Below are 22,044 nucleotides of genomic sequence, written 5' to 3' on the forward strand. Positions count from 1 at the left end.
AAACGCGGGCCCTCGCCGGTTCTCAGCTGACGACGGGCGTTCCGCAGGGGGACGCCCGGTTGCGAAGGAGCTGAGACGGCGATGACCACGATCCTGGTGACCGGCGGAACCGGAACGCTCGGCCGGCTCGTCACCGAGCGGCTGCGCGGGGCGGGGCACGAGGTGCGGGTGCTGAGCAGGCACAGCGAGCCGTACGCCGTGGACCTGCGCGAGGGCGGGCCCGCGCTCGACCGGGCCGTGACCGGCGTGGACACGATCGTGCACTGCGCGACGACGCAGACCGGCGGCGACGAGAAGGCTGCCGCCAAGTTGATCGAGGCGGCGCGGCGAGCGGAGGTCCCGCACCTTCTCTACATCTCGATCGTCGGCGTGGACGAGGTCCCGTTCCCCTACTACAAGGCGAAGCTCGCGGTGGAGCGTCTCGTCGAGGAGTCGGGGCTCGGGTGGACGGTGCTGCGGGCGACGCAGTTCCACGATCTGGTGGCGACGATCGTGCGGGTCGCGGCGAAGCTGCCGGTGGTGGTGTTGCCCTCCGGTGTCAGCGATCAGCCCATCGAGGTGGCCGAAGTCGCGGATCGGCTGGCCGAGTTGGCGCAGTCGCCTCCGGCGGGGCGGGTCGAGGACATGGGCGGTCCCGAGGTTCTCGCGTTCGCGGATCTTGCGCGTACGTATCTCAAGGCGGCGGGGAAGCGGCGCGCGGTGGTGTCGGTGCCGCTGGCCGGGAAGGCGTACCGGGCGTTCAGGGCGGGTGGGCATCTGGCGCCGGAGCGGGCGGTCGGGAAGCGCACCTTCGCGGAGTATCTGGCCTGAGGAGTCCTGGCCCGAGGAGTCAAGGCGTGAGGAGTCCTGGCCTGAGGAGTCAGGGCCCGCTTGGCCTGTCCCGCCGGGGCGGTCTCACTGGACCCCGTCCCGCCAGGCGAGTGGTTCCGTCGGCCGGCGACCGCCGTGGCTGTCGAGGAGGCGCCGTGGGAGTCGGCAGGGTCGTCGGTATGACCATCGGACGCCATGCCTCGCGCGGACTCGTTCTCGCCACCGCTGTCGCACTCACCGGAGTCACCGCCTCCGCGGCCCTGGCCGCCGGGAGCGAGACGGTGGCGTTCAGCGGCTCCGAACAGACCGTCACCGTGCCCGAGAACACCTGCCGGGTCACCATCGACGCGTTCGGCGCCGCTGGTGGCGACGCCGCCTACGGCGGTGCGGGCGGCCGGGGCGCGCAGGTGCGTGCCACCGTCGACGTCCGGGCCGGACAGGTGCTGACGGTGAACGTCGGCGGCGCCGGGACCGGCGGCACCGACGCCGACCCGACGGCCCGCGGCGGCTACAACGGCGGCGGCGAGCCCGGCGCGTACAACGCCGATCCCTCGGCGGGCAACGGCGCCACGGCGGCGGGCGGTGGCGGCGCCACGACCGTCGCCACCGCGGACCGGACACTGATCGTCGCCGGTGGCGGGGGCGGCGGGGCGGGCAGCTGGGCCGGGGCCGAGGGCCAGGGCGGCGCCGGCGGCGAGACCGGCACCTCGGGCTCGGACAACGGCGACCCGACCTCCGGGAAGGGCGGAGCGGCCGGTGGCGCGGGCGGGACCGGTGGCGCGGGCGGCGTCCCGGAGTCGGACGACGACACCGCGGGCTTCGCGGGCGGCGCGGCCGTGGGCACCACCGGCGGTTCCGGCGCCCTGAACGTCGGGGACCCGCACATGGGCACCGGTGGCGGGGGCGGCGGCGGGGCCCGCGGCGGTGGCGCCGGCGGGTCCTCCACCGGGGCGACCATGCACGCGGGCGGGGGCGGCGGTGGCTCCAGCCTCGGCCCCGCGGGCGCGACGTTCACCACGGGGGCCCGCGCCGGGGACGGCGAGGTGGCCCTGGAGTGGCACGACTGCGAGTCGCCTTCACCGACGCCGACACCTTCCGACACCCCGACCCCGACGCCCACGCCCTCGGAGTCGACGAGCACGCCGACGCCCGCGCCGAGCACCACGCCACCGGCCACTCCATCCGCGCCGAGCGCTCCGCACGCGTCCAAGCCGCCCGTCCTGGCGAACACCGGCGCCCCGTCCTGGAACCGCTGGGCCCTGTGGGCCACCGGGGCCCTCGTGGTGGCGGGCGGCGCACTCGTGCTCCTGGCACGCGGAGCCCGTAACCGCTGACGCCGCTCCTGACACCCGGCGTCGCCGGACGGTGGTACGGGGGTGCCGCTACGGAGCGAAAACCTGCTCCTGTGCGGCCTCCCGTGCCATCAGGAGCGCGCCGCGCAGGACCGCCCCGCCGCCCAGCTCACCGGCGCGCACGTCGGTGAACAGGGGTGACATCGCGGCGACGCGCTCCCCCACGCGCCGGGCGAGCGCGGCGCCGCCCGCGCGGCCGACCTCGCCCGCCAGTACGACGCAACCGGGGTCGAGGACGGCGACCACGGCGGCGACCCCGAGCACCACCCGGTCGGCCAGCGCGTCCAGGAAGGCTTCGTCGGCGTCACGCACCACGTCGGCCGCCTTCTCCAGGGGCTCGCCCGGGGCCACGAGGCCGTGTGCCGCGGCCAGTTCGAGGATCGCCGCCGAGCCGGCCAGCGAGTGGAAGCCTCCGTCGCAGCCGGACGCGGACGGCAGCCCGGCCGTCCCCGGCACCGGCAGGAACCCGACCTCTCCGGTGCCGCCCGACGCGCCGCGCCGCAGCTTTCCGTCCAGGACGACGGCGGCGCCGATGCCGAGGCCCAGCCACAGCAGCGCGAAGGTGTCACGGTCGCGGGCGGCGCCGTCCCGCCGCTCGGCGAGGGCGGCCAGGTTCGTCTCGTTCTCCACCAAAACCCGTGCGGGCAGCCGTTCCTGCAGCGCGGAGACCAGGCGGCGGTGCCATTGCGGCAGGCCGGAGGAGTCGCGCAGGTCGCCGGTCGCGGGGTCGATGAGACCGGGGGCGCCGACGCCGACGGTGTGCAGCCGCTCGACGCCCGCCTCCTTCGCCGTGCGCTCCAGCGTCGTGACGGTGCGCTCGACGGCGGCGCCCGCCTCCTCCCCCGTCCCGACCGGCACCGATGCCTCCGCGAGCACCGTGCCCAACAGGTCGGCGACGACGAGCCGTACGCCCCCGGTGCGCACGTCGAGCGCGGCGAGGTGGGCGCGGTCGGCGACGATCCCGTAGAGCCGGGCGTTGGGGCCGCGCCGCTGGGCGCCCGCCTCGCCGACCACCTCGATGAGGCCCGCCGCGGTGAGCCGCTCGACGAGGTCGGCGACGGTGGGCCGGGACAGGCCCGTGCGCTCCTTCAACTGCCCTGCGGTGAGCGGCCCTTCCTCCTGGAGGAGGCGCAGCGCGAGCCGGTCGTTGATGGCTCGGGCGGTTCTGGGCGATGCGGGCATGGCGGGATCCTACGCGGATATCACTGGCATTATCAGGCAGGGTTCCTGATAGTTTACGGCGGCACACAAGGGAGACTTGGGGAGGGCTCGCGGGATGCAGGAAGTGACGTACGCACCAAGGGAGTTGAAGCGGGCGCGGTACGCCGTCGCCACCGTCTTCTGCATCCATGGCTCCGTGACGGGGTCGTTCGCGACGCGGGTGCCCTGGATCCAGGAGCACGCGGGCGTGAGCGCGGGGCAGTTGGGCCTCGCGCTCGCCTTCCCCGCGATCGGCGCCTCGCTCTCGATGCCGCTCGCGGGCAGCGTCACCCACCGCTTCGGCGCCCGCGCCGGGCTGCGCGGACTGCTCGCGCTGTGGACGCTGGCCCTGATCCTGCCCTCGCTCGCGCCCAATCTGCTCACGCTGTGCGCCGCGCTGCTCGTGTACGGGGCGACCGCGGGCATGTCGGACGTGGCCATGAACGCGCTGGGCGTCGAGATCGAGACCCGGCTCGACAAATCGATCATGTCGGGGCTGCACGGGCTGTGGAGCGTGGGCGCCCTGCTCGGCTCGCTCGGCGGCACCCTCGCCGCGCATCTGGGCTCGGACGCGCGGCTGCACCACGCGATCGCGGCGGTCGTGCTGACCGTGGCGGGCCTGGTCGTCTGCCGCTGGGTGCTCGATCTGCGGCCGACGGAGGAAGAGGAGGCGCCGCCGCGCTTCGCGCTGCCGCCCAAGTCGGCGCTCCTCATCGGGGCGGTCGGGTTCTGCGCGGTGTTCGCGGAGGGCGCGAGCCTGGACTGGTCGGCGGTGTACCTGCGGGATGTGCTCGGCACGTCGGCCGGGCTCGCGGCGGCCTGCACCACGGCGTTCACGCTCACGATGGCGGTGGCGCGGATCGCGGGCGACGCGGTGGTGGACCGGTTCGGCGCGGTGCGCACGGTGCGGGTCAGCGGCGTCGTGGCCACACTCGGCGCGCTGCTCGTGGTGGTCGCGCCGAACCCGGGCGTCGCGATGGCCGGATTCGGCCTGGTGGGCCTCGGTATCGCGGTCGTGGTGCCGCTCTGCTTCGCCGCGGCCGGGCGCAGCGGCCCGAACCCGAGCCTGGCCATCGCCGGCGTCGCCACCATCACGTACACCTCGGGCCTGATCGCGCCCTCGGCGATCGGCACGATCGCCGACGCGACCAGCCTGGTGGTCTCGTTCGGCCTGGTGACGGTGCTGGCGACCGGGCTCGTGGTGTTCGCGAAGGTGCTGCGCGGCGGCGACCGTACGAAGACGGGGGCGGCGGAGCCCGACGCCGCACGGGCGGCGGATCACGCCTCGTAGGACCGGACAGGTGGGCGGTGGCTCGGTGCGAGCTCGCACTTACGTCGCATTAACATGAAGCGATCATTTCGAGCCGCACAGGCACCACCCACCTCACGGCCCCCACAGAAGGCGGAAACTCTCATGGACCTCGGCGTGCGCTGGAAACTGCACGGCGACGGGCGCACGCCGGCTCCCGGCGCGGTCGTCCGCCCCGACGAGCGGCTCTCCTGGCCGCGCACGATCGGGCTCGGCGCACAGCACGTGGTCGCGATGTTCGGCGCGTCCTTCGTGGCGCCCGTCCTGATGGGGCTCGACCCGAACCTCGCCATCATGATGTCCGGCGTCTCGACGATCATCTTCCTGCTCGCGACGCGCGGCCGGGTCCCCAGTTACCTGGGCTGTTCGCTCTCCTTCGTGGGCGTCGCGGCCGTGATCCGGGCGCAGGGCGGCACCAGCGCGACGGTGACGGGCGCGGTCTTCGTCGTAGGTGTCGCGCTGTTCCTGGTGGGCCTCGCGGTACAGAAGTTCGGGGCGCGGATCATCCACGCGGCGATGCCGCCGGTGGTGACCGGCGCGGTCGTGATGCTGATCGGCTTCAACCTCGCGCCGGTCACGGCCACCACGTACTGGCCGACCGACCAGTGGACGGCGCTGCTCGTCATGCTGTTCACCGGTTTGGCCGTGGTGTGCCTGCGCGGTTTCTGGTCGCGCATCGCGATCTTCCTGGGCCTGGTCTTCGGCTACGCGCTCTCCTGGGTCCTCGACCAGATCTTCGGCAAGATCCACTCGCCGAACAGCGGCGGCAAGGCCGTCGACCACTGGCGCCTCGACCTGTCGGCCGTCGGCCAGGCGGACTGGTTCGGCCTGCCGACCTTCCACGCCCCGTCCTTCCAGTGGTCGGCGATCCTGGTGGCCCTGCCGGTCGTCATCGCGCTGATCGCGGAGAACGCGGGCCACGTCAAGGCCGTCGGCGAGATGACCGGCGACAACCTCGACGGCAAGCTCGGCACGGCCATCTCGGCGGACGGCGTCGGCTCGATGCTCTCCACGGCCGTCGGCGGCCCGCCCAACACCACGTACTCCGAGAACATCGGCGTGATGGCCGCGACCCGCGTCTACTCGACGGCGGCGTACTGGGCGGCGGCCGGATTCGCACTGCTCTTCGGCCTGTGCCCGAAGTTCGGCGCGATCGTCGCGGCGATCCCGGGCGGCGTGCTCGGCGGCATCACGGTCATCCTCTACGGCATGATCGGCCTGCTCGGCGCGCAGATCTGGATCAACGCCGGGGTCGACCTGCGCAACCCGCTGAACCTGGTCCCGACCGCCGCGGGCATCATCATCGGCATCGGCGACGTCTCCCTGAAGTTCACCGACACCTTCTCGCTGAGCGGCATCGCCCTCGGCACGATCGTCGTGATCACCGGCTATCACGCACTCCGGGCGATGGCCCCCGCGCACCTCAAGACGCAAACGCCGCTGCTCGACGAGGGCACGTCGTCGTACGACGAGGAGCGGGCCGCCGACAAGCCGGCCGGCGACAAGTAGTCACCCGCCCGCCCACCGGTCCACGCCTCAGTCCGCCAACTCGTACGCGTAGTCCGCCGTGAACGTCCCCGGCTCCCCCTTGCACCCGTCCGACTCTCCGGGCAGCTTCACCCACAGGTACGCGTCGATCCCGGCCTCGCCGGTCCGCAGCGTCGGGGGCCGGCCCAGGGTGCGGCCGTCGGGGTCGCACCACTCGCCGTCGGCCGGGGCGCCGTTGCCGTTGCGGCTCGTGTCGATGACGGCGCCCAGGCCGCTCGGCCCGCCCATCGCGGCGAGCACCTTGCGGGCGTACGCGATCTCGTCCGACGTCCGGTGGAAGTTGGAGACGTTGGTGAACACGCCGTCGGACGACGCGGCCGACGCGGCGCCCGCCGCGCGAAGGCGCCCGGCCTGGGTGCCGGGCGGGTTCCAGGCGGAGTGTCCGGCGTCGTAGTAGACGCGGGCGCGCGGGTTCGCGGACTTGAGGGCCCGGCCCGCGTGCGCCAACGCGGCGTAACGGTCGGCCTGTTGGCCCTTGGAGAGACACTCGGTCTGGGACAGCGCGTCCGGCTCCAGGATCACGATGACCTCGCGGGAGCCGAGTCCCCGCGCGAACCTCTCGATCCAGTCGGCGTACGCGTCCAGGTCGGGCGCCCCGCCCTCGGAGTGTCCGCCGCAGTCACGGTCGGGGACGGCGTAGGGCACGAGCACCGGCGCCTGTCCCGCGCGCGCCCCGGCCGAGGTGACCGCGCGCACCCGCGCGGTGATCGTGTCGGGCGCGTAGTCCGCGAACCAGACGGCGGCCGGGCGGCTCGCTATCCGGGACTCGATGAGCGGGCGGCGCGGGTCGGAGCGGTTGGCCCGCACCCAGTCGAGGACCTGGGAGTCGCCGTACCGGTACAGGCCGCTCGCGGCGGGCGGGGCGCTCGACGGCTTCGGCCGGGCGGGGGCCGTCTTCTTGGGCTTGGGCTTCGGCTTCGAACTCTTCGACGGTGAGGGTGTGTTGCTGGTCGTCGATGCGGTCGGCAGCGCGGGCAGTGGGCGCAGGCTGGGCGTCGCGCTGACGGTCGGGCGCGCCTCGTCGGCCTCGGCCCTGTCGCGGTCGAGGGCGGACATGAGGCCCGCTACGGTGCCGACCGCCACCACGGTCGAGGCCGCCGCGGCGAGCGCTCCGCGCACCGCCCTGCGGCGCCGCTCCGCCCGCCGTTCGGCCAGTCGCCGCGCGCGTAAGCCCGACACCGCACCCACCCTCCCCCTCCAGGTCCGCCGTTCCCTCGTTCTGGGGAAGCCCCCGGCCAGCCGACGTCCGCGCAAGGCTACGGCTGGGACGCTGCGTGCATGGCGCAGTTGGAGCGGTTCGCACAGGCCCGGATCCCCGCTCAAGGGGTCGACATCGTGATCGCACGGATGCGCGCGCTCGGCGCGGATCTGCCACCGCGCGACGGTGTGGCCGTCTTCAACCGGGTCTATCTCTCCGTCACGGAGGAGGTCGACCGGGCCATCGACGGTGGGCTCACCGGCGGCTTCCAGGACCGGGGAGCGGCGGTCACGCTGGACGTCCGGTTCGCCGAGCGCTATCTCGCGGCGGTCGACGCGGCGGCCCACGGCGCGCGCCCGCCCGCCTGCTGGCGGCCCCTGTTCCAGCTCCGCCGGCATCCCGGCGTACGCCCGTTGCAGTTCGCGCTCGCGGGCATCAATGCGCACATCGGGCACGACCTGGCGCTCGCCGTCGTGGACGCGTGTCGCACGCTGGGCTGCGAACCGGACGCCCTGGAGGATGAGTTCGAGCGCGTAGGCGACCTGCTCATCTCGCTGGAGGAGCGCATCCGTGAAGAGCTGATGCCGGGACCCGACCTGCTTCAGGTCGCCGACCCACTGACCCATCTGCTCGGCGCATGGAGCCTGGAGCGCGCCCGCGACGGCGCGTGGGGAGCGGCCCGCGCCCTGTGGGCACTGCGCGATCTGCCGTCCGTGGAGGCCGAGTTCGCGCACCGACTCGACGCGTCGGTGGGGCTGGTCGGCCGGATGCTGCTCACCCCTCTGCCCGACTGACTCTGCCGAATCCGACGGAACACCCGTACGGCGTCGGTACGTTGACACAGAGATCCACGTCGACACAGAGATCCACGCTGTCGAACAGACCCGGCGAGCAAAGGAGCACGCGCATGGCGACGACGACCCGACTCGGCCTCGGACTGCCCCAGATGAAGCAGTACGACCTCGGCAGGGACATCCCGGACGTGGCGCGCGCGGCGGAGGCCGTGGGCTACGACAGCCTGTGGGTCTTCGAGCGGATCCTGTACCCCGAGCCCGCCACCCAGGGCCTGTACGGGATCCCGGGCCTGCCCTGGCCGGATCAGTACCGCTCGGTCGCCGACCCGCTCGTCGCGCTCACCCTGGCGGCGTCCGCCACGTCCCGCGCGCGGCTCGGCACCAGCGTCCTCGTGGCGCCGCTGCACATCCCCTTCCAACTCGCCCGTTCCCTCGCCTCGTTGGACGCGGTGAGCGGGGGCCGCGTCGTCGCGGGGCTCGGCACGGGCTGGTCGCACGACGAGTACGCGGCGGCCGGCGTGGCGCCCTTCGAGCGGCGCGGCAAGGTGCTCGACGAGCTGATCGACGTGTGCCGCGCGGTGTGGGGCCCGGACCCGGTGTCGTACGAGGGTGAGCTGACGACGATCGCGCCGTCCGTGGTCGGCCCCAAGCCGGCCGGGCCGCTGCCGATCCTGCTCCCGGCGAACAGCCCGCGGGCGGCCCGCCGCATGGTCGACAAGGCGGACGGCTGGATGCCCGCGGCGATGGGGGCCGAGGGCCTCAAGCAGCAGTGGGCCGACCTCCAGGCACTCGCCGAGGAGCGCGGCCGCACCGCGCCCCTGCAGACCGTGCTGCGCGTCAACACGGTCCACACCCCCGAGCCGTACACCGGCGAGGACCGCAAACCGTTCCAGGGCAGCGTCGACCAGATCGTGGAGGACCTGGTCGCGCACGACGAGGTGGGCCTGGAGGAGATCCTGATCGAACTCCAGGGCCAGACCCGCGACGCGGAGGAGCTTAAGGACGTCGCGGCGGAGCTGTACGAGAAGGCGCGCGCCGCGGGCGTCTAGTCCTCCGGTCCCTCGGCCCCCCGGTCCCCTAGTCCTCCGGGAGCTCCACCGGCGCGATCTCGTCGAACACATCGCCCGGGCCGGGGTTCGACGCGTCCGTGCTGCCGCCCAGGTGGTGCATGACGCCCCACACCGCGTTCAGCGCGGTCTGCACGGCGCCCTCGGCCCACCCGGCCGTCCACGAGATGTCGTCACCGGCGAGGAAGATGCCCCGCCGGTCCTCGGGCAGCGTCTCCTGCATGAAGTGCGTGAACAGGCGGCGCTGGTAGCGGTAGTGGCCGGGCAGGTTCGCCTTGAACGCGCCCATGAAGTACGGCTCGTTCTCCCAGGACACGGTCACCGGGTTGCCGATGATGTGCTTGCGGATGTCGACCTTCGGATAGATCTCGCCGAGCGACTTCAGCATGACTTCGAGGCGCTCGTTCGCCGACAGCGGCAGCCACTTGAGGCTGTCGTCGCACCACGTGTAGGAGAGGCAGATCGTGGCGGGCTTGTCCGGCCCGTCGTCGAGCAGGTAGGTACCGCGCGTCATGCGGTCGGTGAGCGTCATCGACATGACGTCACGGCCGGTGTCCTCGTCCTTGTCGAGCCAGAACGGCCGGTCGACCGGCACGAACAGCTTGCTGGACTCCATGTAGTGCGTGCGCTCGATCGCCGTCCAGTGGTCGATCGGGAACAGCTCGTCGTCGCAGTCCACCTTGGACAGCAGCATCCAGGACTGCGCGGTGAAGATCGCCGTCTTGTACGTGCGGATGTCGCCGTCGGCGTCCGTGACGGTGATGTGGTTGCCGGCGGTGCGGGACAGCCGGGTCACGGCCGGGCGCGGCTTGCCGTCCACGTGCAGGGTGGACAGCGAGGTCCCCTGCGCCCAGTGCACGATCTTCTCCGGCTCGCGCTCCCACAGGCGCAGCGGCAGCTGCTGCGAGCCGCCCTCGATGCCGCGGTGGTGGTCGTCGGCCTCCGTGTAGACGACGCGCAGGATCTCCAGGATGGAGTTCGGGAAGTCCGTGTCCCAACCGCCCGTACCGAAGCCGACCTGGCCGAAGATCTCCCGGTGCCGGAAGGACTTGAACGCCTCGGACTCGCACAGGAACCCGTAGAAGGTCTGGTTGTCGAGCTTCTCGACGAGCTTGCCCCAGATCTCGCGGATGCGCGGCACGTCGCGCTCGCGCATCGCCTGGTTCATGTCGGAGAAGTCGGCGCCCTCGTCGAGGCACTTGTTCCACGCCTCGGCGACGTCCCGGTACACCTGCGGCAGATCGGCGATCGTCTCGGCGTAGTGGGACTCGCCCTTGAGGTCGACGACGGTCGAAGGCGTGGCCTCCGAGAGGGGGTTGGGGAACGCCCTCGTCTTCAGGTCGACCATGTCGATGTAGTGCTGCAGCGCCGTGGACGACGGCGGGAAGCGCATCGCGCCCATCTCGGCGGTCAGCTCCGAGGCCCCCGCCGGGGTGCCCTCGAAGCCGACCGTACGCAGCCGGCCGCCGATCTGGTCGGCCTCGTACACGACGGGCTTGAGGCCCATCTTCATCAGCTCGTACGCGGCGACGATGCCGGACAGGCCGCCGCCGATGATCGCGACCTCGGTGCCGTGCTCGGTCGCGGGTATCTGGCCGAGGCCGGCCGGGTGGGCGAGGAAGTCGTCGTACGCGTACGGGAAGTCCGGCCCGAACATCGTGATGGGCGGCTGGCCCTCGGTGTGCTGGGCGGCGGTGGGCACCGTGGACGTCATGGGGTACGGACTCCTTGCGGGTACTGAAGTGCTGGGCAGGAAGCGGGAGTTGAGGCGGCTGCGGCCGGGCCTCAGGAGGCGAGCGAGCCGTAAAGTCCCGGGCGGCGGTCGCTCAGATACGGGTTGGCGGCGCGGGAGGCGGCGAGGAAGTCGGGGTCTGCGTCGGCGAGCACGAGCTCCTCGCCACGCCCCGCGCGGGCGCGGGCCACCCCGTCGGGTCCGGCGAGCGTGGAGAGTCCGACGAACTCGAACTCCCCTTCCGCGCCGACCCGGTTGACGTACGCGACGTACATCTGGTTCTCGAAGGCACGCACCGGCACGACCGATTCGGCGACGAACTGGAAGGGGTGCATCTGCGCCGTCGGCACGAGCAGCAGGTCGGTGCCGGCGAGGGCGTGCGCCCGTACGTTCTCCGGGAACTCGACGTCGTAGCAGATCATGAGGCCGACCCGCAGACCGTTCACCTCGGCCTGCACGACCGGCTGCTCCCCGGGCGTGAACTGCTCGCGTTCGAAGCAGCCGAAGAGGTGTGTCTTGCGGTAGTTGGCGAGGCGGGCGCCTTCGGCGGAGATCAGCTGTACGGAGTTGTAGACGGCGTCGCCCGCGCGCTCCGGGTAGCCGTAGGCGACGGCGAGGCCGTGCCGGTGCGCGATCTCGGCGATCGCGTCGGCCGCGTCCCCGTCGGCGGGCTCGGCGAGCCGGGCCACGTCGTCACCGATCGCGTACCCGGTCAGGAACATCTCCGAGGTCACGAGGACCCCGGCGCCCGCGGCGGCGGCCCGGCCCGCGGCGGCGTCGAGAACCTTGAGGTTCGCGGCGGTCGAGCCGGGGTGTCCTGAACTCTGGAACAGGGCGGTACGCATGCGTGTCCTCAACCGGTACGGGGCAGGGTTTGGGGTCACATAGAGTCTGCGGTCGCCCGTCGCCCCGGACAAGAAGCACCTGTTGCACGCTGCCGAGCTGTTCGTTGCGTGATTTTCCCGCTGAACGGCGATTCGTTGCGCGAGGGCCGTAGATCTCGCTCAGGCCTCGCTACGCGGGCGATCCCGACGTGAAGCGCCGCATCAGCGGCGACAGCACCAGCACCGATTTCGTCCGCTCGACGAACGGCTCCCCCGCGATCCGCTCCAGGACCCGCTCGAAGTGCCGCATGTCGGAGGCGAAGACCTGCACGATCGCGTCCGCCTCACCGGTGACGGTGGAGGCGGACGCGACCTCGGGATAGCGCTCCAGGCCCCGCCGGATCGACTCCGGCGAGGTGTTGGAGCGACAGTAGATCTCGATGAACCCCTCGGTCTCCCAGCCCAGGGCGGCCGGGTCAACGCGCACCGTGAACCCGGTGATCGCGCCGGTGGCCCGCAGCCGGTCCACGCGGCGCTTCACGGCGGGCGCGGACAGGCCCACCATCTGGCCGATGTCCGCGTAGGAGCGGCGGGCGTCCTCGGCGAGGGCGTGCACGATGCGTTCGTCGAGATCGTTCAGCAAGGCAGGAGGTTCACTTTTCTGCGTCTACGAGGCCCGTGTCCGGGGCGGCCAGGCGGGAGCGGCGCATCCCGTAACTGAAGTAGAACACGAGACCGACGGCCATCCAGACACCGAAGACGATCCAGGTGATAGCGGACAGGCTGCCCATCATCCAGATGCAGAACGCGAAGCCGGCGATCGGCAGGACCGGCGACAGCGGCACGCGGAACGTGCGCTTCATGTCGGGCCGGGTCCGGCGCAACACGATCACGGCGATGTTGACCAGGGCGAACGCGAAGAGCGTGCCGATGCTGGTGGCGTCGGCGAGCTGGCCGAGCGGAATCGCCGCGGCGAGGATGCCGCAGAACAGGGACACGATGATCGTGTTGGCGCGCGGCGCCCCGGTCTTCGGGTGCACCTTGGCGAACACCTTGGGCACGAGGCCGTCGCGGGACATCGCGAACAGCACGCGGGTCTGCCCGTAGAGCACGGTGAGCACGACGGACGCGATGGCGATGACGGCGCCGGCGGCGAGCACCGTGCCCCAGAAGGGCTGCCCCGTGACGTCCTTCATGATCGCGGCGAGCGTCGCCTCGGAGTCGGTGAAGTGCGTCCAGGGGCGGGCGCCGACGGCGACGGCGGCCACGAGGACGTACAGCGCGGTGACGATGATCAGCGACAGCATGATGGCGCGCGGCAGGTCGCGCTGCGGGTTCTTCGCCTCCTCACCGGCGGTGGAGGCGGCGTCGAAGCCGATGTACGAGAAGAAGAGCGTGGCACCGGCGGCGCTCACGCCCGCCATGCCGAGCGGCATGAAGTTCTCGTAGTTGCCGGACTTGAAGCCCATGAAGCCGATGACGCAGAAGAGGATCAGGGCCGCGATCTTCACGGCGACCATGATGGTGTTGGCCCGCGCGGACTCCTTGGCGCCGCCCAGCAGGAACACCATGGCGAGCAGCACCACGATGAGCGCGGGCAGGTTGAAGATCCCGCCGTCACCGGGCGGCGCGGACAGGGCGGCCGGGATGGTGACGCCTATCGTCCCGTCGAGCAGCTCGTTGAGGTACTCGCCCCAGCCGACGGCGACCGCGGCGACCGAGACCCCGTACTCCAGGACCAGACACCAGCCGCACACCCAGGCGAGAAGTTCGCCCATCGTTGCGTACGCATACGAGTAGGAGGAGCCGGCGACCGGGATGGTGCCGGCCAGTTCGGCGTACGAGAGCGCCGAGAAGAGCGCGGTGAGACCGGCGATCACGAAGGACAGCGTGACGGCGGGACCGGCCTTCGGGACGGCCTCACCGAGCACCACGAAGATGCCGGTGCCGAGCGTGGCGCCGATGCTGATCATGGTCAGCTGCCAGAGGCCGAGGGAGCGCCGCAGCGATCCGCCTTCGCCCTGGCCGCCCTCCGCGACCAGCAGATCCACCGGTTTGCGCCGCATGAGGCGGGCGCCGAACCCGGCGGGCGCGGGGGCGGCTTGCGGGGTGCGCGGGGGTGCGCCGTGGTCGAGCACGGACTGGCTCCTTGATCGCTGCCGGGTGAGGTTGACCGCAGCGAGGGGACGCGGCGGAGCACACCCGTCGGACGGGTCCCGCCGAGCAGGCCGAACCCCGCCACGCAACGTACAGCGGATGACTCTAGAGGAGTTCTGTTCCCAGGAGTAATGCAGCAACCTTGCGCAGTCGCGCATGATCGTTGCGCTACCGCCCCGGACGCGGACGATCGTTGCGCGGTCCGTTTGGTCCGTTGCGCCCGGGTGTGTTTGGTTCGGTCTCCCCATGAGGCGAAAACGACGAACCCCGCGCCCCTCCGAAGAGGAACGCGGGGTTCGCGATGCTTCGTGCTGCTCTAGCTCCAGCTGGCGTGCAGCGGCTTGCCCTCGGCGTAGCCGGCGGCGGACTGGATGCCGACGGTCGCCCGCTCCTCGAACTCGGCGAGCGAGTTGGCACCGGCGTACGTGCAGGAGGAGCGGACACCCGCGATGACCGAGTCGATCAGGTCCTCGACGCCCGGGCGCTCCGGGTCGAGGAACATCCGCGAGGTGGAGATGCCCTCCTCGAAGAGCGCCTTGCGGGCACGGTCGTACGCGGACTCGTCGCTCGTCCGGTTCTTCACGGCGCGGGCCGAGGCCATGCCGAAGGACTCCTTGTAGGCGCGGCCCTTGGCGTCGTGCTGCAGGTCGCCCGGGGACTCGTACGTGCCCGCGAACCACGAACCGATCATGACGTTGGACGCACCGGCGGCGAGCGCCATGGCGACGTCGCGCGGGTGCCGCACGCCACCGTCGGCCCACACGTGCTTGCCGTACTTCTTGGCCTCGGCGGCGCACTCCAGGACGGCGGAGAACTGCGGACGGCCGACGCCGGTCATCATGCGCGTGGTGCACATGGCGCCGGGTCCGACACCGACCTTGATGATGTCGGCGCCGGCCTCGATCAGGTCCTTGACGCCCTCGGCGGCCACGATGTTGCCCGCGACGATCGGCACCTGCGGGTCGAGCGCACGGACCTTCTTGATCGCCTCGATCATCGACTCCTGGTGGCCGTGGGCCGTGTCGATGACGAGCGTGTCGGCGCCGGCGTCGAGCAGCTGCTTGGCCTTGCCCGCCACGTCGCCGTTGATGCCGACGGCGGCGGCGATGCGCAGCTTGCCGTTGGCGTCGGTGGCCGGGGTGTAGAGGGTCGCGCGCAGGGCGCCGGTGCGCGTCAGGATGCCGGCGAGGCGGCCTTCCTTGTCGACGGCCGGGGCGTAGCGGCGGTTGGCGCCGTCCAGCTTGTTGAAGGCGTCGCGCGGGTCGATGTCCGCGTCGAGCAGCAGCAGGTCCTTGGACATGACCTCGGACAGCTGCGTGAAGCGGTCGACGCCGGTCAGGTCCTGGTCGGTGACGACACCGACGGGCCGCTGCTCGTCGTCGACGACGACACCGGCGTTGTGCGCGCGCTTGTTGAGCAGCGCCAGGGCGTCCGCGACGGTCTGCGTCGGCGCGAGGACGATCGGGGTGTCGAGCACCAGGTGGCGCGTCTTGACCCAGGAGATGACCTCGGTGACGACCTCGATCGGAATGTCCTGCGGAATGACAACGAGGCCACCGCGGCGGGCGACGGTCTCGGCCATACGACGCCCGGCGATCGCGGTCATGTTGGCGACGACCAGCGGGATCGTGGTGCCCGTGCCGTCCGGCGACGAAAGATCGACGGCCTGCCGGGAGCCGACCGCGCTCCGGCTCGGCACCATGAAGACGTCGTCGTACGTCAGGTCGTACGCGGGCTTGATGTCATTGAGGAAACGCACGTGCGGACATCCCAGTCGGTAGAAGGGGGCCCCAGAAGTCTGCTCCCGGAGCACAAAGCACGTACTTCATTTTCCCATGTATCCCGAAGTCGAGTCTCCGGGCCGAACATCCCAAGGTCAGAGCTGTTCCTTGGACGATCCTCCGAGTTCCACGCGGATCTGCGCGGCCGAGGCCTGTGCGAACACCTCACGGGCGGTCTCCCACTGGCCGGGCTGCCGCTCGGCGAACCCGGCCCACCCGGTCACGACAACGACGAGCGGCGCGCCCTCGGGGGCGTCGGGCAGCTGCCCCGGATCGCCGAGGGCGTCGGCGAGGGCGTCCCAGTTCCGCCCGAACCACGACGGCAGGTCGAGCGCGGCGGCGCACCGGTCCATGAACCCGTCCTTGTCGACGACGCCCTGAAGATCAATCCGCCGCACACCCACCGAAGCCTCCCCAATTTAAGCCCCGCAGGGGGCACCTCCCAGCGTTAGCTGGGGGAGATTGAGGCGCGGGGCCCGGGGCAGAGCCCCGCGACGCCAACCCCGCCTCCGGCCTCACACACCATCCGGATCGGCCCGCTGCAACGCCGGCTTAGGTGCAGACCCGGCCGCCAGCAAGAAATCAGCCGCAGCCGTGTCCGTGACCAGACTGGTCACAAGCCCCGACCGCAACACCGCATCAATGGCGGCAGCCTTCCGCTGGCCACCCGCGATCGCGACGACTTCCGGTATCCGCCGGAGGCGATCCGCCTCGACGGTGATGCACCGCTCCCCGAGGTCACGCCCGACCCGCCGCCCCTGCGCGTCGAACAGGTGCGCAGACATCTCCGCCGCGACCCCCAGGGACGCATAGTGCGCGCGCTCCTCGTCGCTCAGCATGTCGTGCACGGTCGAGATGCCCGGCTCCCAGGAGCCGATGGACACGCACGCGACGGTGACCTTGTCGAAGTACTCGAAGGCGCGGGCGATCCCCGTCTGGTTGCGCAGCGCCCCCGCCGTCGCCGCGTCCGGCAGCAGCATCGGCGCGTAGATCGGGTGCGCGTCGCCACCCGACACCTGCGCCGCACGCCGCACGGCCTCCACGGAGCCGCGCTCCGCGGTCCCCGCGTCGTACACGCCCGTCAACTGCACCACGGTGCACGGCGGAAGCCGGTCGAGGGCGGCCGCCATGTGGATGGTGGAGCGGCCCCACGCGAGGCCGAGCACATCGCCCTCGGTGACCAGCTCGCCGAGCAGATCGGCGGCGACCTCCCCGAGGTTCTCCGGGTCGGGCGACTCGTCGATCTCCGCGGGCGACTCGACGACGACCGCGTGGCGCAGGCCGTAACGGGCCCGCAGCGCGTCGGAGCGCTCGGCGTCCAGCTCGGCAGGGACTCGGATCTCGATGCGTACGAGATCCCGCTCGAGGGCGGTCTCGAGGACCCGTGCCACCTTGAAGCGGCTCACGCCGAACTCCTCGGCGATCTGGATCTTGGACTTGCCCTCGAGGTAGAAGCGACGGGCCATGGCCGCCGCCTGCACCAGCTCCGCGGGTCCCATCCGCAGGGCCGCCCGTCCCGCCGATGATGCGGACACGGCGTTCTCCTCACTTCTCTTACGTCACGAAACTTCTCTTAAGTCATGAGATCGACTGCTGCTCACGAATCGGCTCACGAACCAGCTCAGGAACCGCCTGCTGTTCACAACCTGGATACGCCGTTCATCCTTGCAGATCCGACGCGGTTGATCAGCCCCGATGGACGCCGTTCACGTACCGGTGGCTCAGTGGTCGCACGCCCAGGCCGCGGACGCTGTAGCGCCTTCCGCCTGGGTGCGCAGTGCACGTACCGCCTCCGCCGGGTCCTTCGCCCCGTAGACGGCCGAACCGGCTACGAAGACGTCGGCGCCCGCCTCGGCGCACCGCTCGATCGTCGCGGCGGACACTCCGCCGTCGACCTGCAGCCACAGCTCCAGACCGTGCTTCCCGATCAGCTCACGGGTGCGGCGGATCTTGGGCAGCATGATGTCCAGGAACGCCTGCCCGCCGAATCCCGGCTCAACCGTCATGATCAGCAGCATGTCGAGCTCGGGGAGCAGATCCTCGTACGGCTCGATCGGCGTCGCCGGCTTCAGAGCCATCGAGGCGCGGGCGCCCTTGGCGCGGATCTCACGCGCGAGCCGGACGGGGGCGGCGGCCGCCTCCGCGTGGAAGGTGACGGACCCGGCACCCGCTTCGACGTACTGAGGGGCCCAGCGATCGGGGTCCTCGATCATCAGATGGCAGTCCAGCGGGGTGTCCGTCGCCCGCGCCAGCGACTCTACGACCGGAACCCCGAGGGTCAGGTTCGGGACGAAGTGGTTGTCCATGACGTCGACATGGAGCCAATCGGCGCCTTCGGCGGCCTTTGCCTCGTCGGCAAGGCGGGCGAAGTCCGCGGACAGGATGCTGGGGTTGATCTGCACGGCCATGACCCAAGCGTGCCATGCCCGGCGCCGGTTGCCCGCCTCGGTCCGGACCAAGCCCCCAGACCGATACCGAGCCGTGCCCGCCCGTGCCATTCTGGGCGGCTCGCAGCGGGGGCCGGCGATCGGTCCCCGGGAGTACCGCGCACGACGCAGCGGGGGACGCCATGGCGGACGTACGGAGCACGGTGAGCACGGCGCCCGGGCGCCGTGGTGTCGCGTGGCTGGTGTGCGGGCGGCGCAGCAAGTGGCTGATGCTGCTTCTGTGGCTGGTGATCATCGTCGGCACCGCGCCGCTCGCCCAGAAACTCACCGACGCACAGGACAACGACGCGCAGTCCTGGCTGCCGGGCTCCGCCGAGTCCACCCAAGTCCTCGACATCTCCAAGGACTTCAGGCCGGAGACCATCCCCGCCGTGGTGATCTACGCGCGCGAGGGCGGGCTCACCGTCGCGGACCGCGCCCGGATCGCCAAGGACGTCGCCCAGATCAAGCAACTGAGCGCGCACGGGGTACGGGGCACGGAGACCCGCGGCCCCGTCTTCGACAAGCGGCCCGGCCCGTCGGCGGCCCAGGTCTACGTCCCGGTCACGATGGACGCCACGGGCTTCGAGCGGATCACCCCCGCCGTTGACTCCATCCGCGACGCGACCAGCACGTCCGTGGGCGACCTGAAGATCCACATCACGGGTCCCGGCGGCACGTCGGCGGACTTCTCCGAGGCCTTCTCGGGCATCGACTCGACGCTGCTGCTCTCGGCGCTCGGCATCGTCATCGTCATCCTGCTGTTCACGTACCGCAGCCCGTCCCTGCTGCTCGTACCGGTACTGAGCGTGGTGGCGGCGCTCTTCACCGCGCAGGCGCTGATCTATCTCCTCGCGGAGAACGCGGGGCTCACCGTGAACGGGCAGAGCGCGGGCATCCTCACCGTCCTCGTGTTCGGCGCGGGGACGGACTACGCGCTGCTGCTCGTCGCCCGATACAGGGAAGAGCTGCGCCGCCATGAGGACCGGCACGAGGCGATGGCGCTCGCCCTGCACCGGGCGGGCCCGGCGGTCCTGGCCTCCGGCGCGACCGTGGTGCTCAGCATGCTGATGCTGCTCACTGCCGAGATGAACTCGACGCGGGGGCTCGGCCCGGTCGCCGCGATCGGGGTCGCCGTCGCCCTGCTCGCGATGCTGACCCTGTTCCCCGCCCTGCTCGTGATCTTCGGCCGCTGGATCTTCTGGCCGCTGATCCCGCACATGGGCAGCGCGGAACCCACCGAGCGCGGCGTGTGGGCGCGCACCGGACAGCGGATCGCGCGCCGCCCGCGCCTGATCTGGATCGCGACCGCCGCGGCACTCGCGCTGCTCTCCCTCGGCCTGATCCAACTCAAGGCGGAGGGCATCAGCAACGCCGACTCGTTCACCGACAAACCCGACTCGATCGTGGGCCAGGAAGTCTCGGCGGAGTACTTCCCCGCGGGCGCCGGCGACCCGCTCGTCATCGTCGCGAACCAGGGGCAGGGCCTGGAGGTGCGCCGCGCCGTCGCCGCGACGGACGGCGTCGTACGCGGCAGCATCGGCGTACCCCCGAACACGAAACGCGCGGCCGACGGCCAAGTCCTGTTCGAGGCGACGACGACCGCGCCCGCCGACAGCCAGGCCGCCAAGGACACGGTGGACCGGGTGCGCGAAGCGGTGCACGCGGTGGACGGGGCGGACGCCAAGGTGGGCGGCGGCACGGCGGCGCTGCTCGACATGGACCGGGCGACGGCGCACGACAACAAGCTGGTGATCCCACTCGTCCTGGTGGTCGTCCTGCTGATCCTGTGCCTGCTGCTACGGGCCCTGGTGGCACCCCTGTTGCTGATCGGGACGGTCGTCCTGTCCTTCGCGGCGGCCCTCGGCATCAGCGCGCTCGCCTTCCGCCACCTCTTCGACTACGCGGGCGAATCGACGGACTTCCCGCTCTTCGTCTTCGTGTTCCTGGTGGCGCTCGGCATCGACTACAACATCTTCCTCACGACCCGCATCCGTGAGGAGGCCGCGCGCCAGGGCACACGCCCCGGCGTCGTCACGGGCCTGGCCGCGACCGGCGCGGTGATCACGTCGGCGGGCCTGGTCCTCGCGGGCACCTTCGCGGCCCTCGGCACGCTCCCCATGGTCGCCTTCGCCGAAATCGGCTTCGCGGTGGCGATCGGCGTCCTCCTGGACACGTTCGTCGTCAGGTCCGTCCTGGTGACAGCCCTGTTCCTGGACGTGGGCCCAAAGGTCTGGTGGCCCAACAAGCTGGCAAAAACGCACACTCCTCCAGAAGCGAAGTGAGCACATCAGCGCAAGGTGACCACATCAAGCCCCTGCGGCGATTGAGCAGCGGGGCCCGGGGCAGAGCCCCGCGACCCCAGCCCCGCACGACCGCAACAAGACCTACGCGATACGCCGAATCAACGCCAAATACATCGCATCGGTCCCATGCAGATGCGGCCAGAGCTGCACATCCGGCCCTTCCCCGAGCCCCGGCACACCTTCCAACAGAGGCCGCGCATCAATGAGTTCGGCCCCGCCGACCCCCTTCAACACGTCCTCGACGACCGCCCGCGTCTCCGCGAGATGCGGCGAGCACGTCGCGTACCCCACGACACCCCCCACCCGCACGGACTCGAGCGCCTTGCGCAGCAACCCCCGCTGCAGCGGAGCGAACCCCTCCAGGTCCTCGGGCCGCCGCCGCCACCGCGCCTCCGGGCGCCGCCGCAGCGCGCCAAGTCCGGTGCAGGGCACGTCCATCAGGATCCGGTCGAACGTCCCGGGCCCCCACGGCGGCCGCGTCCCGTCCGCGGCGATCACCTGGTACGGCCCCGGGTTCCCGGCCAGCGCCTTCGCGACGAGCCCGGCCCGGTGCGGCTGCTTCTCCGACGCGAGCAGCGTCGCGCCGCGCTCGGCGGCGAGCCCGGCGAGCATGGCCGCCTTGCCGCCGGGGCCCGCGCAACCGTCGAGCCACTTCTCGTCACGGCCCTCGACCGGAGCGTTCGCAAGCGCAAGAGCCACCAGCTGGCTGCCCTCGTCCTGCACACCGGCCCGCCCCGACTTCACGATGTCGAACGAGCCGGGTTCGCCACCCTCGGCGAGCCGCACGGCATACGGCGACCAGCGTCCCGGAAGCGCCGACTCCTCGCCCACCTCGGCGAGTACGGCCTCGGCCGTGGTCCGCCCAGGGCGCGCCACGAGCGTGACCTCGGGCCGCTCGTTGTCGGCCTCCAGCAGGTCCTCGATCCCGGCACGGCCGCCGCCCAGCGAGTCCCACAAGGCGGAGACGACCCATCGCGGGTGCGAATGCACCACGGCCAGATGGTCGTCGGGGTCCTCGTCGTACGGCGGCGCGACCCGCTCGACCCACGCGTCGAGATCGTGCTGCGAGACCTTCCGCAGCACGGCGTTGACGAACTTGGCCCGCCCGTCACCGAGCACGACGCGCGCCAGCTCGACCGACGCGGACACGGCGGCGTGCGTCGGGATCCGGGTCCCGAGCAGCTGATGCACGCCGAGGTTCAAGACGTCCAGAACCGGCGGATCGACCTCGCGCAGCGGCCGGTCGATACAGGCCGCCACGATCGCGTCGTACGTCCCCTGCCTGCGCAGCGTCCCGTACACGAGCTCGGTCGCGAGCGCGGCGTCGCGCCCGTCGAAGTCGCCCTTCTCGCGGGCCTTGCGCAGCAGCGGCGGCAGCACGAGGTTCGCGTACGCGTCCCGCTCGTCCACCGCGCGCAACGCCTCGAAGGCGAGGATGCGCACGGGGTCCTTCTTGGGACGACGGTGGGGCTTGCCGGGCTTACGAGGGGGCCGGCCGGGCTGGTCGCTCAAAGGTGCTCCGCTGCTGGGATCGTACGGG

The 22,044-nt window shown here is 71.6% G+C and carries 18 protein-coding genes; 7 read left to right on the forward strand and 11 right to left on the reverse strand.

The window, feature by feature from the left end:
• Positions 1-81 precede the first annotated feature (81 nt).
• Both ACYSUO_RS03050 and ACYSUO_RS03055 read left to right on the forward strand, forming a co-directional pair.
• Complete coding sequence (locus ACYSUO_RS03050; RefSeq protein WP_461774431.1) at positions 82-810, forward strand: SDR family oxidoreductase; 729 nt, start codon at positions 82-84, stop codon at positions 808-810.
• Between the two features lie 179 nt (positions 811-989).
• Positions 990-2,144: a glycine-rich protein gene (locus ACYSUO_RS03055; protein WP_461774432.1), complete on the forward strand. Its 1,155-nt coding sequence runs from the start codon at positions 990-992 to the stop codon at positions 2,142-2,144.
• Positions 2,145-2,192: 48 nt separating this feature from the next.
• On the opposite strand, the gene ACYSUO_RS03060 is transcribed toward ACYSUO_RS03055, so the two are convergent.
• Entirely contained in the window at positions 2,193-3,344 is a 1,152-nt protein-coding gene (locus ACYSUO_RS03060) for an ROK family transcriptional regulator (RefSeq protein ID WP_461774433.1), read from the reverse strand.
• A gap of 94 nt (positions 3,345-3,438) precedes the next feature.
• On the opposite strand from ACYSUO_RS03060, the gene ACYSUO_RS03065 reads away from it, so the two are divergent.
• Both ACYSUO_RS03065 and ACYSUO_RS03070 read left to right on the forward strand, forming a co-directional pair.
• Positions 3,439-4,653: an MFS transporter gene (locus ACYSUO_RS03065; RefSeq protein ID WP_461774434.1), complete on the forward strand. Its 1,215-nt coding sequence runs from the start codon at positions 3,439-3,441 to the stop codon at positions 4,651-4,653.
• A 123-nt stretch (positions 4,654-4,776) separates the two neighbouring features.
• The gene (locus ACYSUO_RS03070; protein ID WP_461774435.1) at positions 4,777-6,180 is read left to right on the forward strand and encodes a uracil-xanthine permease family protein; all 1,404 of its coding nucleotides are present in this window, start codon (positions 4,777-4,779) and stop codon (positions 6,178-6,180) included.
• A gap of 27 nt (positions 6,181-6,207) precedes the next feature.
• Here ACYSUO_RS03070 and ACYSUO_RS03075 read toward each other — a convergent pair whose 3' ends face one another.
• Complete coding sequence (locus tag ACYSUO_RS03075; RefSeq protein WP_461774436.1) at positions 6,208-7,398, reverse strand: glycoside hydrolase family 6 protein; 1,191 nt, start codon at positions 7,396-7,398, stop codon at positions 6,208-6,210.
• Between the two features lie 99 nt (positions 7,399-7,497).
• Between ACYSUO_RS03075 and ACYSUO_RS03080 the strand changes: the two genes are divergently transcribed.
• Positions 7,498-8,211, forward strand: a complete 714-nt coding sequence (locus ACYSUO_RS03080) for a DUF5995 family protein (RefSeq protein ID WP_461774437.1) — start codon at positions 7,498-7,500, stop codon at positions 8,209-8,211.
• A gap of 113 nt (positions 8,212-8,324) precedes the next feature.
• On the forward strand, positions 8,325-9,260 hold the full coding sequence (locus tag ACYSUO_RS03085) for an LLM class F420-dependent oxidoreductase (RefSeq protein ID WP_461774438.1): 936 nt from the start codon (positions 8,325-8,327) through the stop codon (positions 9,258-9,260).
• Between the two features lie 28 nt (positions 9,261-9,288).
• On the opposite strand, the gene ACYSUO_RS03090 is transcribed toward ACYSUO_RS03085, so the two are convergent.
• From ACYSUO_RS03090 to rpe, 8 genes are all read right to left on the reverse strand, one after another.
• Complete coding sequence (locus ACYSUO_RS03090; RefSeq protein ID WP_461774439.1) at positions 9,289-10,992, reverse strand: flavin monoamine oxidase family protein; 1,704 nt, start codon at positions 10,990-10,992, stop codon at positions 9,289-9,291.
• Between the two features lie 71 nt (positions 10,993-11,063).
• A complete protein-coding gene (locus tag ACYSUO_RS03095; RefSeq protein ID WP_461774440.1) occupies positions 11,064-11,855 on the reverse strand; it encodes a carbon-nitrogen hydrolase family protein in 792 nt (263 codons plus the stop codon).
• Positions 11,856-12,024: 169 nt separating this feature from the next.
• Entirely contained in the window at positions 12,025-12,477 is a 453-nt protein-coding gene (locus ACYSUO_RS03100; RefSeq protein ID WP_461774441.1) for an Lrp/AsnC family transcriptional regulator, read from the reverse strand.
• 10 nt (positions 12,478-12,487) lie between these two features.
• Positions 12,488-13,972: an amino acid permease gene (locus tag ACYSUO_RS03105; protein WP_461774442.1), complete on the reverse strand. Its 1,485-nt coding sequence runs from the start codon at positions 13,970-13,972 to the stop codon at positions 12,488-12,490.
• Between the two features lie 335 nt (positions 13,973-14,307).
• On the reverse strand, positions 14,308-15,750 hold the full coding sequence (locus tag ACYSUO_RS03110; protein WP_426904987.1) for a GuaB1 family IMP dehydrogenase-related protein: 1,443 nt from the start codon (positions 15,748-15,750) through the stop codon (positions 14,308-14,310).
• A gap of 117 nt (positions 15,751-15,867) precedes the next feature.
• Positions 15,868-16,170 carry a barstar family protein gene (locus tag ACYSUO_RS03115; protein WP_461774443.1) on the reverse strand — a complete coding sequence of 101 codons (303 nt, stop codon included), beginning with the start codon at positions 16,168-16,170 and terminating at the stop codon, positions 15,868-15,870.
• Positions 16,171-16,287: 117 nt separating this feature from the next.
• Positions 16,288-17,271 carry a sugar-binding transcriptional regulator gene (locus tag ACYSUO_RS03120; protein ID WP_461774755.1) on the reverse strand — a complete coding sequence of 328 codons (984 nt, stop codon included), beginning with the start codon at positions 17,269-17,271 and terminating at the stop codon, positions 16,288-16,290.
• Positions 17,272-17,493: 222 nt separating this feature from the next.
• The gene (gene rpe, locus ACYSUO_RS03125; RefSeq protein WP_385763103.1) at positions 17,494-18,180 is read right to left on the reverse strand and encodes a ribulose-phosphate 3-epimerase; all 687 of its coding nucleotides are present in this window, start codon (positions 18,178-18,180) and stop codon (positions 17,494-17,496) included.
• Positions 18,181-18,341: 161 nt separating this feature from the next.
• On the opposite strand from rpe, the gene ACYSUO_RS03130 reads away from it, so the two are divergent.
• On the forward strand, positions 18,342-20,483 hold the full coding sequence (locus ACYSUO_RS03130) for an MMPL family transporter (protein ID WP_461774444.1): 2,142 nt from the start codon (positions 18,342-18,344) through the stop codon (positions 20,481-20,483).
• A 102-nt stretch (positions 20,484-20,585) separates the two neighbouring features.
• Here the strand turns inward: ACYSUO_RS03130 and ACYSUO_RS03135 are convergent, their stop codons facing one another.
• The gene (locus tag ACYSUO_RS03135) at positions 20,586-22,016 is read right to left on the reverse strand and encodes an RsmB/NOP family class I SAM-dependent RNA methyltransferase (protein ID WP_461774445.1); all 1,431 of its coding nucleotides are present in this window, start codon (positions 22,014-22,016) and stop codon (positions 20,586-20,588) included.
• Positions 22,017-22,044 lie beyond the last annotated feature (28 nt).

Source organism: Streptomyces sp. UC4497 (genome assembly GCF_054871485.1).

What these genes read in the sequence shown, in the direction of transcription:
- ACYSUO_RS03050 (WP_461774431.1), top strand. Translation starts at nt 82, where the DNA reads ATGACCACGATCCTGGTGACCGGCGGAACCGGAACGCTCGGCCGGCTC.
- ACYSUO_RS03055 (WP_461774432.1), top strand. Translation starts at nt 990, where the DNA reads ATGACCATCGGACGCCATGCCTCGCGCGGACTCGTTCTCGCCACCGCT.
- ACYSUO_RS03060 (WP_461774433.1), bottom strand. Translation starts at nt 3,344, where the DNA reads ATGCCCGCATCGCCCAGAACCGCCCGAGCCATCAACGACCGGCTCGCG.
- ACYSUO_RS03065 (WP_461774434.1), top strand. Translation starts at nt 3,439, where the DNA reads ATGCAGGAAGTGACGTACGCACCAAGGGAGTTGAAGCGGGCGCGGTAC.
- ACYSUO_RS03070 (WP_461774435.1), top strand. Translation starts at nt 4,777, where the DNA reads ATGGACCTCGGCGTGCGCTGGAAACTGCACGGCGACGGGCGCACGCCG.
- ACYSUO_RS03080 (WP_461774437.1), top strand. Translation starts at nt 7,498, where the DNA reads ATGGCGCAGTTGGAGCGGTTCGCACAGGCCCGGATCCCCGCTCAAGGG.
- ACYSUO_RS03085 (WP_461774438.1), top strand. Translation starts at nt 8,325, where the DNA reads ATGGCGACGACGACCCGACTCGGCCTCGGACTGCCCCAGATGAAGCAG.
- ACYSUO_RS03090 (WP_461774439.1), bottom strand. Translation starts at nt 10,992, where the DNA reads ATGACGTCCACGGTGCCCACCGCCGCCCAGCACACCGAGGGCCAGCCG.
- ACYSUO_RS03095 (WP_461774440.1), bottom strand. Translation starts at nt 11,855, where the DNA reads ATGCGTACCGCCCTGTTCCAGAGTTCAGGACACCCCGGCTCGACCGCC.
- ACYSUO_RS03120 (WP_461774755.1), bottom strand. Translation starts at nt 17,271, where the DNA reads ATGGGACCCGCGGAGCTGGTGCAGGCGGCGGCCATGGCCCGTCGCTTC.
- rpe (WP_385763103.1), bottom strand. Translation starts at nt 18,180, where the DNA reads ATGGCCGTGCAGATCAACCCCAGCATCCTGTCCGCGGACTTCGCCCGC.
- ACYSUO_RS03130 (WP_461774444.1), top strand. Translation starts at nt 18,342, where the DNA reads ATGGCGGACGTACGGAGCACGGTGAGCACGGCGCCCGGGCGCCGTGGT.